Origin of the sequence: Alteraurantiacibacter aestuarii, assembly GCF_039523595.1 — a bacterium.
Lineage (GTDB): Bacteria > Pseudomonadota > Alphaproteobacteria > Sphingomonadales > Sphingomonadaceae > Alteraurantiacibacter > Alteraurantiacibacter aestuarii.
This window is the reverse complement of record NZ_BAAAFP010000001.1, coordinates 226453-241182: the sequence shown is the minus strand read 5'-3', so window position 1 is coordinate 241182 and position 14730 is coordinate 226453. Positions and strand designations below refer to the sequence as shown.

The 14730-nt window shown below is 61.2% G+C and carries 15 protein-coding genes; 5 read left to right on the top strand and 10 right to left on the bottom strand.

What is annotated here, in order from left to right:
* Positions 1-65: 65 nt before the first annotated feature.
* From ABDZ98_RS01265 to ABDZ98_RS01245, 5 genes are read right to left on the bottom strand one after another with little or no spacing between them, the layout of a single operon-like run.
* Entirely contained in the window at positions 66-476 is a 411-nt protein-coding gene (locus ABDZ98_RS01265) for a nuclear transport factor 2 family protein (RefSeq protein WP_160590698.1), read from the bottom strand.
* Positions 476-967: a nuclear transport factor 2 family protein gene (locus ABDZ98_RS01260; protein ID WP_160590699.1), complete on the bottom strand. Its 492-nt coding sequence runs from the start codon at positions 965-967 to the stop codon at positions 476-478. Before ABDZ98_RS01260 ends, ABDZ98_RS01265 begins: the two co-directional genes overlap by 1 nt.
* On the bottom strand, positions 967-1401 hold the full coding sequence (locus ABDZ98_RS01255; RefSeq protein WP_237437431.1) for a carboxymuconolactone decarboxylase family protein: 435 nt from the start codon (positions 1399-1401) through the stop codon (positions 967-969). The genes ABDZ98_RS01260 and ABDZ98_RS01255 overlap by 1 nt, the downstream gene beginning before the upstream one ends.
* Positions 1402-1420: 19 nt before the next feature.
* Complete coding sequence (locus ABDZ98_RS01250) at positions 1421-1819, bottom strand: hypothetical protein (RefSeq protein WP_160590700.1); 399 nt, start codon at positions 1817-1819, stop codon at positions 1421-1423.
* A gap of 23 nt (positions 1820-1842) precedes the next feature.
* On the bottom strand, positions 1843-3075 hold the full coding sequence (locus ABDZ98_RS01245) for a serine hydrolase domain-containing protein (protein ID WP_160590701.1): 1233 nt from the start codon (positions 3073-3075) through the stop codon (positions 1843-1845).
* A gap of 129 nt (positions 3076-3204) precedes the next feature.
* On the opposite strand from ABDZ98_RS01245, the gene ABDZ98_RS01240 reads away from it, so the two are divergent.
* Together ABDZ98_RS01240 and ABDZ98_RS01235 are read left to right on the top strand one after the other, a co-directional pair.
* Entirely contained in the window at positions 3205-4383 is a 1179-nt protein-coding gene (locus ABDZ98_RS01240; protein WP_160590702.1) for an FAD-dependent oxidoreductase, read from the top strand.
* 114 nt (positions 4384-4497) lie between these two features.
* Entirely contained in the window at positions 4498-4926 is a 429-nt protein-coding gene (locus tag ABDZ98_RS01235) for a hypothetical protein (protein ID WP_160590703.1), read from the top strand.
* Between the two features lie 18 nt (positions 4927-4944).
* Here ABDZ98_RS01235 and ABDZ98_RS01230 read toward each other — a convergent pair whose 3' ends face one another.
* Positions 4945-5748: a CmcJ/NvfI family oxidoreductase gene (locus ABDZ98_RS01230; protein WP_160590704.1), complete on the bottom strand. Its 804-nt coding sequence runs from the start codon at positions 5746-5748 to the stop codon at positions 4945-4947.
* A 105-nt stretch (positions 5749-5853) separates the two neighbouring features.
* On the opposite strand from ABDZ98_RS01230, the gene ABDZ98_RS01225 reads away from it, so the two are divergent.
* Positions 5854-7212, top strand: a complete 1359-nt coding sequence (locus ABDZ98_RS01225; protein WP_160590705.1) for an MFS transporter — start codon at positions 5854-5856, stop codon at positions 7210-7212.
* Between the two features lie 28 nt (positions 7213-7240).
* On the opposite strand, the gene ABDZ98_RS01220 is transcribed toward ABDZ98_RS01225, so the two are convergent.
* Together ABDZ98_RS01220 and ABDZ98_RS01215 are read right to left on the bottom strand one after the other, a co-directional pair.
* On the bottom strand, positions 7241-7621 hold the full coding sequence (locus ABDZ98_RS01220; RefSeq protein WP_160590706.1) for a nuclear transport factor 2 family protein: 381 nt from the start codon (positions 7619-7621) through the stop codon (positions 7241-7243).
* Entirely contained in the window at positions 7618-8901 is a 1284-nt protein-coding gene (locus tag ABDZ98_RS01215) for an MFS transporter (RefSeq protein WP_160590707.1), read from the bottom strand. Before ABDZ98_RS01215 ends, ABDZ98_RS01220 begins: the two co-directional genes overlap by 4 nt.
* 352 nt (positions 8902-9253) lie before the next feature.
* On the opposite strand from ABDZ98_RS01215, the gene ABDZ98_RS01210 reads away from it, so the two are divergent.
* The gene (locus ABDZ98_RS01210; protein WP_160590708.1) at positions 9254-11884 is read left to right on the top strand and encodes a TonB-dependent receptor domain-containing protein; all 2631 of its coding nucleotides are present in this window, start codon (positions 9254-9256) and stop codon (positions 11882-11884) included.
* A gap of 149 nt (positions 11885-12033) precedes the next feature.
* Here the strand turns inward: ABDZ98_RS01210 and ABDZ98_RS01205 are convergent, their stop codons facing one another.
* Together ABDZ98_RS01205 and ABDZ98_RS01200 are read right to left on the bottom strand one after the other, a co-directional pair.
* Positions 12034-12315 (bottom strand): integration host factor subunit beta, encoded by a 282-nt coding sequence (locus ABDZ98_RS01205; protein ID WP_160590709.1) that lies wholly within the window; start codon positions 12313-12315, stop codon positions 12034-12036.
* A gap of 223 nt (positions 12316-12538) precedes the next feature.
* A complete protein-coding gene (locus tag ABDZ98_RS01200; RefSeq protein ID WP_160590710.1) occupies positions 12539-12877 on the bottom strand; it encodes a GntR family transcriptional regulator in 339 nt (112 codons plus the stop codon).
* 179 nt (positions 12878-13056) lie between these two features.
* On the opposite strand from ABDZ98_RS01200, the gene ABDZ98_RS01195 reads away from it, so the two are divergent.
* Positions 13057-14685, top strand: coding sequence for a peptide MFS transporter (locus tag ABDZ98_RS01195; protein WP_160590711.1), 1629 nt, complete (start codon positions 13057-13059; stop codon positions 14683-14685).
* Positions 14686-14730: the final 45 nt, after the last annotated feature.

The window sequence follows — 14730 nt, the reverse complement described above, 5'->3', positions numbered from 1 at the left end:
CGTGAGCACCGGAAGCTCAGAAAGTCGCGATTTGCAGGCCGGTTTCGGGCGCAGAGCGGCATAAGTCAGTCCATCCCGAAGAGCTTGGCGGTGTAATGGCTGTCCATATATTCGCGCATCTTGTCGATCTTGCCGTTCGATATCTCGAACACCCAGCAATAGTCATTGTCATAGACCTTGCCGTCGGGAAGGCCGCCGGTGGAGTTGCTCTCCACGCAGACCCAGCCGTCGCGCGAAAACATGTTGTGCACATGAACCTTGGGATCGCCAGGGTTGAACATGCCGCGCACGGGGGCCAGGAACTTGTCGATGATGTCCATGCCGATGTGCTTTCCGGCACCGGCAATGTCCTTCACCTTTGGCTCCCACACGCTGTCATCGTGATAGAAGCCGCGCAGCTTCTCCAGATCGCCGGAGGACAGGACTTCGAAGAAATCGAGCACCAGCTGTTCGTTTGCATTTGCGGCCTTGACCATCACTTCAACTCCTCTTCGCCCAAACCACGGGCAGCATCCGACGGGGCCGGAATATTGGGCATGGCGCCGCCCTGATGCAGCGCCACCATTCCATACCGGCTCATGAACTTCCATGTCCCCTCGGTCTTCACATAGTGATCCTCGAACCCGCCGACATAGATCGCGCCCGATGGCTGCGGCGGCGTGGTGCCTTCGTGGCTGGAGAGCATGGTCAGGTAATTGGTCCCGCGCGCCTCGTTCTCGGAGATCACCTCCACCAGCACATTGGTGACGATGTGGCGCACCAGTATCGGCGGGCGGTCACGGAAGATCGCCTGCACGCGGTCACGCCCGTGATAGGGGTGATCGGGCTGGAACGGCCGCGCCAGTATGCAGTCTTGCGTGAACAGTTCGGCCAGCGCGGCGTGATCGCCGTTATCGGCATATCTGGCGAACAGCAGCGGCAGTTTGCCGCATTCATGCTCGATCAGCAGGCGTTTCTTGTCCTTCATCACTCGGCTCCCCCAGCTTGGGCTTCGGCATCGATTTCAGCAAAGGCTTCATTGACGATGCGGAAGCTGTCCACTGCCGCCGGGATGCCGGCATAGATGCCCACCTGCAGCAGAACTTCGCGGATTTCCTCCCGCGTCAGCCCATTGTTCAGTGCACCGCGTGTGTGGATTTTCAGTTCGTGGCTGCGGCCCAGCACCGCGATCATGGCCAGGTTGATGAGGCTGCGATCCCGGCGCGGAAGCTCTTCCTCGCGTCCCCAGTTCCAGCCCCAGCAATAGGTGGCGACCAGTTCCTGCAGCGGCGCGTTGAAAGGATTGGGATTGGATGTCGCCTTGTTCACATAGGCATCGCCCAGAACCTCGCGGCGGATTGTCATGCCGCGTTCGAACATTTCGGCGCCGGTCATTTCGGAAGGGTTCTTCGTGTCACTCATTGTGTCTATCCTCAAATCCTCATTGCAGCCGGAGATCGGCTGCATCGTCAAATGGGTGGAAATATTCGACGTCCTGCCCGCAAACAGAATGCCCCATCGCCGAGACCCCGGCTCTCCCCTCCAGCCATTTGGAATAGGCGCGAAACAAGGCGATACGCCCCTGCAGATTGTTCACGGAATCTGCTGGGCTGATGAAGGCTGAGCCGCCGAGGAGACCCATCGCCTGCCTGCAGGCCGCATTCTCCGGGAACCCAGCAACACAAATGGTATTGTAGCAGGCCTGGGCCTGACCAACAAAGACCCTCGTCCTTTCAATGCCCGCAGCGTTTTCGGTTTCGAGTTTCCTGGTTTGCCAGCCATCATACAGCATTTGCGCGCCGATGGTCACAGCAGAGACGACGACCGCAAATGGCGCCATTCGTGCGAACCTGGCCAAGCCCTTCATCCGATCACCCCGTAAACCGCATCAATCAGCCGCCTTGCGCGCGGGCCGTTATCGCCCACGGCATGCATCTGGTTGCAGCAGTATGAGAAGCCGAGCTTCGCGTCAGGATCGCCAAAGCCGATCGATCCGCCAAGGCCGTGATGGCCGAAGCTGCGCATGTTGGGCCCCATATAGACTGCTTCCGGGGTGTTGAGCAGCACACCCAGCGCCTGGTGATAAGGCCGGTCCTGCAGCAGCTCCATCTGGTTGTGCTGTTCGGTAATCATCGCTTCGAGCTGGTTCTTCGACAGCAGTGAAATGCCGTCCACCTCGCCCGTGGCCGCGCCATAGATGCGCGCCACGCCCCGCGCATTGCCGTGGCCCGATCCGCTGGCGATCTCCACTTCGCGCCAGCGCGGCGAGTTCATCGTGGCGTGCCATGGTTCGGACGGGTTCTGCAGGAAGGCAAAGCTGCGCAGCACCGCGCCATCCTGCCAGCCTTCGGGCGTGGTCGGCTTGTCCGGCACCGCCTGGTCCTTGGCCGCGAACAGCCGCGCGCCGGTGTTGGGCAGGACTTCGGCGACATGGCTCTGTTCAGCCGCATCCATTCCGCCAATGTTGTATTCCGCATGCAGCGGCCCGGTAACCTTTTCGCGCAGGAACGGCCCCACGGTCTTGCCCGTGACCCGGCGCATGATCTCTCCCAGCAGGAAGCCCTGATTATGCACGTGATAGGCCGCGCGCGTGCCCGGCTGCCACAACGGCTCCTGCACTTCCAGCGCATGGATATAGGCATCGAAATCGAAGAAGCCGCCGGGATACATGGTGTCCGTGGTCAGCACCGGAATGCCCGCGCGGTGATCGAGGCACCAGCGCACGAGGATGTCCTCTTTTCCATTCTGCGCGAACTCCGGCCAGTAATGCGCCACCGGCTTGTCGATATCGATCAGCCCGGCATCGACACACATGTTGAAGGCAATGCCGGTCACGCCCTTGGCCACACTCATCATGCAGACGGTGGAATGCTCGTCCCATTGCTGCGTGCGGGCGGAATTGGCCCAGCCGCCCCAAAGGTCGACCACGGTCTCGCCATCGATGACGACAGAGCAGCCCGCGCCCAGCTCCTCCTCTTCGCGGAAATTCTCGATGAAGGCGTCCACGGCCGGGCGGAAACGTTCATCATAGCGGCCCTTCAGCGGGAAGCTCCCGCCGCGTGCCTCAATCGTTTCGCTGAATTCCGCCTGCGACAAACCGTATCTCCCCAATATCGTGGTCTTTGCGACTCTAACGTACGTTACAACTAGGGAAGTGAGTCCACATGCGAAAGTGGCTTTGCAGCTTCAATTGCAATCGGCCATGATATGCGCCGGGAGAGTGTGATGCATGATGTGATTATCGCGGGCGGCGGGCCAACCGGCTTCCTCACCGCGCTGGGTCTGGCGCAGGCGGGCTGCGACGTGCTGCTGCTGGAAGCGGGCGATACCATTATCGATAGCCCGCGTGCGGCGGTCTATCACTGGTCGCTGCTGGACGGGCTGGAGCGGCTGGGCATTCGCGAGGAGGCCGAGGCCACCGGCATCGTGAAGGATGACTATACCTGGCTGATCAAGCGCACGGACGAGCACATCCGCTACCGGCTGGATGTGCTGGGCGATGTCACCCCGTTCAATTACAACATCAACATGGGTCAGGACGTGCTGGCCGGAATCGCCAGGGCGCGGCTGGAGAAGCTATCCAATGCCGAGATCCGCTTTGGCGCAAGGGTGGAGACGCTGGCGCAGGACGACGCCGGAGTAACGGTTACGCTGGCAGGTGGTGAGGAATTGCGCGCCAAATATGTGGTGGGCGCAGATGGCGCGGGCAGCACGGTGCGCGGGTGCCTGGGCCTGACATTCGATGGCTTCACCTGGCCGGAGCGCTTCGTTGCCACCAATGTCTATCATGACTTTGCCGGCGCTGGTTATGGCCTCTCCACCATGGTGGTGGACGAGAAATGGGGCGCGGTGATCGTGATCATCGCCCGCGATGGCCTGTGGCGCTGCACCTATATGGAAGATGCCTCACTGCCGGAGGAGACCTATCTCGACCGCCTGCCCGCCGCTTACGAGCACCTGCTACCCGGTAAGGATGGCTACCGCCTGTCCAGCGCCGCGCCTTACAAGATGCACCAGCGCTGCGCCTCCACCTTCCGCAAGGGCCGCGTGCTGCTGGCGGGTGACAGCGCGCATGTCACCAACCCCACCGGCGGCTTTGGCCTGACCACCGGCCTGTTTGACAGCTATGCGCTGTGGCCCACGCTGGCCGCCGTGGTGCTGGAAGGCGCGGACCCGGCGCTGCTGGACGTGTGGGCCAAGGAACGGCGCGACGTGTTCCTGGACAAGACCAGCCCGATGGCGATCCACTACAAGGACTTCCTGTTCCACGCCTTCCGCGGCGATGATGCGAAATTGCAGGATGCCGTGGCCGGAATGCGCCGGATGCAGAACGATCCCGACTATTGCCGCGAGCGGCTGATGTTCACCAAAGGGCTGGAGACGACCAGTCCGGCGGAGCGGTGATGGCTTTCCAAAGGTTCAGATTAGGGCTGCTGAATGATCATTTACTCTACCAAAACCCCGCCCAGAATGCTCTACCAAAGGCTCGTCATCGGTTTGATAATCATCACATTATTCATGCTGATGTATATCCTGCCTCTGTTCATGAATCGTGCAATTTCTGAAAAGTGGCTCGCCGACTTTTTGATTATTTGCGGTATTTTTTCGACATATTTGGTGATCATGCAATTCGCGCACAAAAACTACCGCGTGCGCGTTGATGAGGATTTTGTATGTTGGCGGAAAGTTGGCTTCAACCGCTCAGAAAAATCCGAGATCGCAGTTGGTCTTGGCGATTTTTCCGCACTGGTCGCTGAGGTTGGCACCCATGGCATGAACCCATTCGAAGCAGTGTTTCTGTTTCAGGACGCTGAGGAAACGCCAAGCATCACTCTGTCTCGGCAATATTTGCGCGACGCTGACATTGCCGAGCTGTTGCAACTTATCATCGCCGAATCCGACCCGGTCTGCGATCCGCTGTTGCTGGAATTTATCGCCAATCAATGAGTATCCGGATACTTCGGATCAATCCAGATACGCAATCGTCCGCAGCTCCACGCTCTGCCTAGGGGCGGCTCCAGCCAGCGCGGTGGTATCCTGAAAGGCGGAGTGCGCGGTGAACTGCACCGCGTCGCGCTCGGAGTCGAACAGCTTGAAGGCCAGCGCCTCGCTCGGCTGCATCTGCGGCACCCAGTACCATTTGTGCTCCGGATTGTAGGCCAGGTTGAAGCCCCATAGCGAGCGCGATGCGCCGCCGAGGCCGCCGATGATCTCGCTGTCGAACAGGTCGTCACGCGTCACCGTGCGCGCATCGCACAGGGCCAGCGGGGCGCTTTCGACCGGCAGGATCGGCCGCCAGACGTTGATCAGCATGTGCCGCTTCGCCAGCCGCCGCTCTGCCTCTTCCGCAGGCAGCAGGTCGCGCGTGTAGTCGGCCACGGTGCGTGCGCCGTAATCGACATGGGCGCCGAATGCGGGCTGGTTGTGGCCGTGGGTGCCACTGGCACTGGTGCGGATGATCGGGCCGAAGCTGACCACCTTGTCCGCCCCGGTCAGCGCTTGCACCAGTGCCTCGGTCTGGCGGCAATAGGTGGCCAGCTGGTCTGCATCGGTATAGTCGGCAATGCCGCTGGACCGGTCCACCAGCACGAAGCCGTTGCGCTCCAGCGCCAGCTCTTCTGAGTGCGGGCGCAGGTCGTGAATCGTGATCTGCCGCTCGTCTCCGGGCCAATAGCTGCGCTCGCGGTCGCCCGCATAGAAAGTCGCCTTCTCGCCGCGCACGACATATTTCATCGTGGTTTGCACGTCGCGGGTCTGGGTGTGGGTCATGCTGGCATCCTTGGCGGTCTTATTCTTTTGACGGACCTTATTTAGCACCATAGCCTTGCGTGCAAGCCGCCATCGAGCGGCATGGGAGAGGGAGGCCAAGGGGCCATGCACGTAGTCGATCCGCGTATCGTGATGCGCGAGCGTCCGATGAACCTGAAGCAATACGGCGTGGTGGCGCTGTGCGTGCTGATCAACATGATCGACGGGTATGACATTCTGGCACTGGCGCAGGCAGGCAGCGCGCTGAAGACCGAATGGGGCATGAGCGATGCTGCGCTGGGCACATTGCTGGCCATGAACCTGGTCGGCATGGCGGTGGGCGCGCTGGGCGTATCGCCGGTGGCGGACCAGTGGGGCCGCCGCCCGGCGATGCTGATCTGCCTGCTGTTCATGAGCATCGGCATGGCGATATCCGCCGGGTCTGACGGCTTCCTGGTGATGGCGACGGGCCGCCTGATCACTGGCATCGGCATTGGCGGGATGACCAGCACCGCAGGCACTCTGGCGCTGGAATATGCCAGCCAGAAGCGGCGCGAATTTGCCACCAGCGCGGTGGCGGCGGCCTATCCCGTGGGGACCATCATCGGTGCCTATGTCGCGGTGGCGGTGCTCGACACCTATGGCTGGCGCGGTATCTTCTGGGTGGGCGGATCGCTGTCTGCCATCCTGTTCCCGATCGCCTTCATCTGGCTGCCCGAAAGCCTCGACTTCCTGCTGACGCGCCAGCCCAAGGGCGCGCTGGAAACCACCAACAAGGTTCTGCGACGCATGCGCGTGCCGGAGATTTCACAGCTTCCGCCGCGCCCGCAGGATTCGACCGAAGGCTCCACCGCGCTGAGCGAAATCCTCCAACCGGTTCACCGAAACGAGCTGATCTTCAAACTGTTCATCGCCCATGCGCTGAACATGTTCGCCTGGTATTTCATCATCAACTGGGGACCGCCGCTGGTGGCAGAGGCAGGCGCGTCTGACGCGCTGGGCGCGCGCTATTCGGCGTGGGTTTCCTATGGCGGGATCATCGGCGGCCTGTCCGCGGGCTTCTTCTGCGGCGTGGTGGGCGTGAAACGGATGATGTGGCTGACGATGGTCAGCCTGGCCATACTGATCACCCTGTTCGGCATGTTCGTGGGCAATCCCGGTGCGCTGCTGATCATCGCCCCGCTGATGGGCGCGGCGCTGTTCGGCTCCGCCGTCGCCAACTGGCTGACGATTGCCTATGCCTTCCCGCCCTATCTGCGCGCCACCGGGCTGGGCTTTGCCACCACGGCGGGCCGCGTGGGATCGATCTTCGGACCGATCGTGGGCGGCGCACTGCTGGGCACGCGCGAGGCCCCGCTCGACCTTGGCTTTGCCACCATCGACATCAGCATGAGCGTGGCCGCAGTCTGCGCAGTGATGGCGGTTCCGGCGATCCTGTCAGCCCTGACCTTCAACCGCGCACGGCGGGTAGAGCCGGGACGCTAGCGAGGGCTGTCAGAACCGTTCCGGGCGGTCAGGAGTGGAAGGCGGCCACGGCGGGGCCGCTGTCGGTATATTCGCGCATGCGGGCGATCTTGCCGTCTTCATCGAAGGTGAAGACGAAGCAGAAGTCGTTCACATAAGAACCGCCCCTGATCAGCGGGCTGTCACAGGCGGTCATCACCACCACGTTGTTGCCATCGATCAGCGTGCCCTGATGGGTGAAGCGAATGCCGTCCACCAGCAGTGAGCGCGCGCCATCCAGCAGCGCCGCCAGCTGCGATGGCTCCATCCATCCCTGCCCCGGCAGCCAGATTTTCGCACCCTCGGCGAAATAGCCCAGCATGGCCTTGGTATCGAGCGCGCGCACGCATTCCAGATAGGCAAGCGCTGTCTTTTCCGGATCGAAGCTCATGCAGCCATTCCTTCTGTCTTGCGCGCCAGTATGCGCGGATTGGTTTCGGCCACGAACAGCGCCACCAGGCCGCCCAGCGCGGCCAGCCCCAGTTGCACATACAGCGCCACGTCGAGCGAGTAGCTGTCTGCCAGCCGCCCGGTGATAGGTGGCAGGGCAAAGCCGCCGAAGATCTCTCCCACCGCCACAACCGCGCCCATGGCGGTGGCGGCGCGCACACGGCCCAGCGTTTCCGCCGGGATGATGCCCATGAACAGGGGGAAGGAGCCAAGGCCCATCCAGCTGACAAACAGTAGCGCCGCGAGCATGGGCGCGGGACCCTGCACCCACAGCAATGTGGCGGGCGCGATCATCATCAGCGATACGAACAGCACCAGCGCAGGCTTGCGTCCCACGCGCTCTGAAAGCAGGCCAGCCAGCACCGCGCCCGCTGCCGGCGAGAAACCGATGGTGGCCATGATGTTGCTCCATGTTGCAGGAGCGATGCCGCGCGGGCCATCAAGGTAGAGCGGCATGAAGATCGATCCGATCACCACCGTGCCCACCCCGAAGATGCTGACGATCGCACACAGCAGGATATTGCGGGTGGCCATGAGCGAGCGCATTTCGCGCAGTTCGCGCATTACCAGTGCGCCAATGCCCAGCGATGCAGCGGATTTGCGGGCGGCCACCGTTGCGGGATCAGGCTCCGGCTCTGAAATCTTGCGCCAGATGATGGCGGCCAGGATCAGGCCGGGCACACCGGCCAGGAAGAAGGCCATCCGCCAGTCATAGGCCTCGGCGATGCGCACCAGCACGATAGGGGCGAGCGCTGTGCCGATGATCGAACCGAACACGTTCTGGACGATGCCCGCGTTCAGGCCCTTGCGGCTTTCTGCCGAGGCGGCGACCATGATCGCCAGGCAGATGGGCAGGAACGGCCCCTCCGCCGCGCCCATCACGATCCGGCTGGCCAGCAGCGAACCGAAGCTCCACGCCAGGCCGGACATCATCGAGCAGAAGGAGAAGATCACCAGCGCCGCAATCAGGAACGGTTTGCGCCGGCCGATCAGATCGGACCAGCGGCCCACGAAATAGGCGCCCAGCGCCCAGGTCAGCGACAGGCCGGAGCCGAGCCAGCCCAGTTGTTCATTGCTCAGGCCCATGTCGGCCTGCACCGCAGGGCCAAGGAAGGTCATGGACATGCGATCGAAATAGGCAAAGCCATAGGCCAGACCCAACAGCAGCAAGACTGTCAGCTCATAGCCTCTGGGAAATTTGGTCCCCTTGTTTTCGCTCATGAATTTCCCTCCCCAATGAACGTTTATGGCCGAGTTTCAGCCATTTGGACCTGTTGTGCAAGCGCAACATTGGTCAATCTGGCTATGCGATTGCTGCTGAAACCGGTGCTTTTTGTGTTGCTTGATTACGACAATGGCCACGCAATGGAATGGTTTTCTGCCTAGATGCCCTTGCTCCGACCCAAACTACAGCTAGAGATGCACACAGGGAGAGGAGACGGTCGGCTTCTTTGCGAGTCTGGCATGCTTCCTCCTTACCGGTCTTAGAGCACAGCTGTTTAAAGGCGTGCCAGGACACAATCGTAACACCAAGCGAGCGCCTCTTTCGGGTCTCGCCAGGGGAGGATGCCTGATGAAGTTCAAGACGCTCAGCGTTGCGTCGTCGCTTGCCATAGTGGCAAGCATGGCCGCGCCAGCATATGCTCAGGACGCCGAAGGTGATGAAGGTGCGCGCACCAACACCATCGTCGTGACTGCGGAATTCCGCGAAACCAACCTGCAGGACACGCCAATCGCCATTACCGCCGTCAACGCGGAAATGCTCGAAGCGCGCGGCCAGACCGACATTGCACAGGTCGCCGCACAGGCACCGAACGTAACTCTCAAGCCGCAGCCCCAGAACGGTGGCTCGGGCCTGATCGCCTTTATTCGTGGCGTCGGCCAGGTCGACTTCAACTACGCGCTCGATCCGGGTGTGGGTGTCTATGTCGATGACGTGTTCATCCCGACGCTCTCCAGCTCGCTGCTGGAACTGATGGATCTCGATCGCATCGAAGTTCTGCGCGGTCCGCAGGGCACGCTGGCTGGCAAGAACTCCATCGGTGGTTCGATCAAGCTGTTCAGCGCCCGTCCTGAAGGCAGCGGCGAAGGCTATCTGCGCGCAACCTACGGTTCTTTTGACCGTATGGAACTGCGCGGCATGGCCGACTTCGAAGTGGCTGATAATCTGTTCGCCCGCGTATCCGGCTTCGGCCGCAGCGTGGACGGCTATGTCACCCAGCTCGATTACGGCCTGACCCATCCGGGTTCCAACGTTCCCAGCAACAATGCTCGTGGACGCGGCAACCCTGACAACACCACGATGGGCGGTTCCAACACGACTGCTGGTCGTATTGCGCTGCGCTGGGTTCCGACCGATCGCCTGGAAGTGAACATCTCGGCTGACTTCTCCTCCACCAAGGGTGAAGCTGGTCCGACCGTTCTGCTGGCTGCCGGTAAGGCAACCGGTGGTGCGACAGCGTTCGATCCGTTCTCTGACAATCCTGCCGCAAGTGTCGGCAATGGCATTGCCGGAACCGAGATCTATAACGATGATGATGAGCTCGTCGGTTACGGTGCTTACGAATCGCTGCCTTGGCTCACGGGCCTTGATGGCGACGCTGTTCCGGTAAACTGCGCCTTCGTTCCGAACGGCCCATACAGCTGCGACAACATCGGCAACGCCTTTGGTGATCCGGGCTTCATCGCATATTCCAACTTCCTGGATGCGCGCACCCCGACTTCCCAGGCGCCTTACAAGCCCTATTCTGCCTTGCAGAACCAGGACTTCACCGGCTGGGGCATTCACAGCAATGTCACCTATGATCTGATGGACGACCTGCAGGTTGTCTGGATCAGCTCCTGGCGTGAATATGAATCCAAGTGGGGCCAGGATCAGGACGCAACTCCTGTTCCCGTGGCACAGCTGGACAACCAGCTGAACCACCGCGCATGGAGCCAGGAACTGCGCCTGAACTTCGAACTCGCCGATGGCATGGTCGAAGGTACGGTTGGCGGCTTCCTGCTTGATCAGGCTGGCGAATATACCGCGCGTGTTGACCTCAACTACGCTGGTATTGACTTCATCCACGGTCCGGACACCACGCCCAGCACGACCAAGGCAATCTTCGGTACTGCTACGCTCCATCCGACCCCGGATATGAGCATCACCGGTGGTCTGCGTTATACGAAGGACAAGAAGGTCTACACCTACTTCCGGTCCAACCCGGATGGGTCCTATCCCTTCGATGACTACAACCCGGAAACCGATGGTCCGCCGATCTGCGAATACTTCTACGGTGCCGATCCTGACTTCGGTGGCCCGGTTTCGCTTGGCAACACGCCTAACTGTCTGCTGACCGGCCTGTTCGGCCTGTCTGACTCCTTCCGGGGTGATCGTTTCGACTGGCGTGTCTCGGCCGACTACCGCTTCTCCGACGAGTTGCTGATGTATGCGTCGGTTTCGACGGGCTTCAAGGGCGGCGGTGTTAACCCGCGTCCGTTCTTTGGTCCTTCGGCCGGTAGCTGTGACCCTGCAGAGGGTTATGTCGGCGGTCCGTGTAACCAGCTGAAGTCGTTCAATCCTGAAACGATTGTCACGTACGAAGTAGGCTTCAAGGCCGACTTGCTTGACCGTCGCCTGCGCTTGAACGGTGCTGCATTCTACAATGATTATTCCAACATCATTCTGCAGCTCTCGGCTTGCCCGGCATCTCCCTGCCTCCAGCCCAACAACGTCGGCTCTGCCGAGGTCAAGGGCTTCGAGCTCGAGTTCGCAGCCTTCCCGGTTGACGGTCTCTCGTTCGATGGTGGCCTGTCCTACCTGGACTTCCAGTATGATACGGCTTCGGTCGCTCCTGCTGGCCTGACCGGTAACGAGGTAACGCCTTACACGCCGGAATGGACCTACAGCCTGGGTGGTCAGTACGACTATGAAATGGACGCCGGTACGGTCATGTTCCGTGTCGACGGTGCGTATCAGTCGGCTATCTACACCGACAGCTTCAACACCAGCTGGAGCAAGATCGACGGTTACTTCGTAGCCAACGGTCGCATCGGCTTCACCACTGCTGATGAAGAGTGGAACGTTGCTCTGGAAGTCCAGAACATGTTCGACAAGTACTACTTCAACAGTGTCAGCGACGTTACCGGTTCGCTCGGCCTGGTTACCGGTGTGCCCGGCCTGCCGCGCACCTGGTCACTGTCCGTCGGACGCCGCTTCTAATCGGATATGCCCCCGCCTCGTGCGGGGGCAGATTCGGTCCGGAAGGATCACAAGAAAAAGGGGCGCGGATCACATCGATCCGCGCCCCTTTTCTTATGCCTGCCTTTCGCGTGGAGGCATTGCTGCCGTCACACCGCGCTTGGCCGGTGCTATCCTGAATTCAGCCTTTCGCGCATTTCCTTGCCCGGCTTGAAATAGGGTACGCGCTTGGCCGGCACTTCCACCGCATCCCCAGTGCGCGGATTGCGGCCGAGGCGCGCATCGCGTTCCCGGGTGGAGAACGTGCCGAAGCCGCGCAGTTCAACCCGTCCGCCTTCGGCAAGACGCGCAGAAATTTCCTCGAAGAAAACATCGACAACCTGCTCGATTTCCTCAGGACGCAGGTCCGGATTGTCTTCGGCGAGTGATTGCAGCAGTTCGGATCTTATCATTTCCGTCCCTTTCGGCCCGGCGAAAGCCAGACACATATTGCCAAGCTTGCGGCATACCCGACCCGATGGCATGCCGACATGATCGTGAACATGACAGAAGTGTGTGCCCTGCGCAATTGTCGAGTTTTTACAAGTCCTGCGCGGCGCATTGGGACGCGCTACCAAGCCTTGAGACAGGCCCGCTACAGGTGATGTCAGGCGCTGCGAGGCGCTGCGAGGCGCTTCAGGCCAGGTCGGTCAGCTCTGCAAGAGAGATATCAAGCCGTTCCATCTTGCGGCGGATTTCGGGCCATTCTTCCTGCAGGAAGATATCCCTTTCCGCATTGCGCAGCTTGTCTGCCGCCCCTTCGCGAACGAACATGCCCACGCCGCGCTGCACGCGGATCAGACCGTCTGCCTGAAACTGCTGATAGGCCTTGGCCACGGTCAGCGGGTTTGCGCCCTGGTCCGCAGCGAAGGCGCGCACCGATGGCAGCATCCCGCCCTCGGCATACTCCCCCTCGATAATCGAGGCGGCAATCCGGTCGCGCAGGCGGAGATATACGGGCTTGGTTTCGCTCATGTCAGGTGATGCAGTGCCATAATACAGCGTGTCGGGTCAAGCTGCATGCGGCAGGCCGCCCGGTTTCGCATGCAACAAAACAGGCTTCACAGCCGCGTTTCTGCCGTTAGGGTGCCACGCTTGGCGCGCGCAAAGCGCCTGACAAAGGGGCTGGGGATCGCAATGAAAGACATGGGCCGATGAAAGAGCTGGCACTTTGGAACGAGGGCGACTGGGTCGCCGCCATCGCCGCGGTCATTCTTGCCGCCTTCCTGGTGGCAGGCGGATTGATCGCCGCCAGCCGCCAGCCGGAACCACTGGGCCATCCCAAGGGCCTGTACATGCTGTTCTTCGCCGAGATGTGGGAGCGGTTCTCCTATTACGGCATGCGCGCCCTGCTGATCTTCTACCTGACCCAACACTGGCTGTTCAGCGATGGCGAAAGCACGGTGATCTACGGCGCCTATGGCAGCCTGGTCTATATCACTCCGGTTCTGGGCGGCTGGCTGGCAGATCGCTATCTGGGCCAGCGCAAGGCAGTGTTGTTTGGCGGCGTGTTGCTGGCGATGGGCCATCTGTTCATGGCCTTCGAAGGCACGGGCGGACAAGGCGATTCCACGATCAACATATTCTGGCTGGCACTGGCCCTGATCATCGTCGGTTCCGGTTTCCTGAAAGCCAACATCTCGGTGATGGTGGGCCAACTCTACACGCTCACCGATGGCCGGCGTGATGCAGCCTACACAATCTTCTACATGGGCATCAATGTGGGCGCGGCGGCAGGTACGATCCTGGTCGGCTATCTCGGTCAAACCATTGGCTGGGCCTTTGGCTTCGGACTTGCCGGAATCGGCATGGTCGCGGGCCTGATCGTCTTCGTGCTGGGCAAGGGCCTGCTGCGTGGAGCGGGTGAAGCGCCCCACATGCTCGCCAGGAGCAAGGAAATCACGATCTACGTTGCCGCAATTGCCTCGGTGGGCCTGATGTGGGGTCTGATCCAGTACCGCGACGTGATCCAGACGCTGCTGATCGTGTCGGGCGTGGGCCTGCTGGGATATGTGCTTTACGAGGCGTTCAAGCTGCCCAAGCAGCCACGCGAACGCATTTTCGCCATCCTGTTCCTGATCGCCCTGAACCCGCTGTTCTGGGGCCTGTTCGAACAGGCCGGCGGCAGCCTCAACCTCTACACCGATCGCTATGTGGAGATCGGCAATGTGCCGTCATCGGTGTTCCAGTCGATCAACCCCATTTACATCATCCTGTTCGCCCCGCTGTTCGCCATGCTGTGGCAGTGGCTGGGCAAGCGGGGGCTGGAACCTTCCGCCCCGGCCAAGTTCGCCCTGGCATTGTTCCAGGTGGGTGCGGGCTTCCTGGTGTTTGTCTGGGGTGCGAACACCGTCGGCCCCGAAGTGATGACCCCGGTGCTGTTTGTCTTCCTGATCTACCTTTTGCACACCACGGGTGAGCTGTGCCTCAGCCCCGTTGGCCTCTCCGCCATGAACCGCCTTGCCCCCAGTTTCATGGCATCGTTAATCATGGGCGCATGGTTCTACATGACCGCAGTGGGCAATTTCGTCGGCGGCAAAATCGGCGAAGCGACCGGCGGCGAGGGCGGCGAGATGAGCCGCGACCTGGTGCTGACAGTCTACAACCAGATAGGCTGGGTGGCGATTGGCGTGGGCGCGGTGGTGCTGGCGCTCAGCCCGATTGTGAAGCGGTGGATGCACCTCGATACGCTGGAGGACGACAATGTGGGCGATGACCTGCTGGGCCAGAGCGAAGTGGGTGAACCGTCAGCCGGCGGCATGCATCCGGAGGTGCGGGGGTAGGGTTAGGCCCGTAGTCTGCTGCTGATAGCCTGCCTGCACATGGGT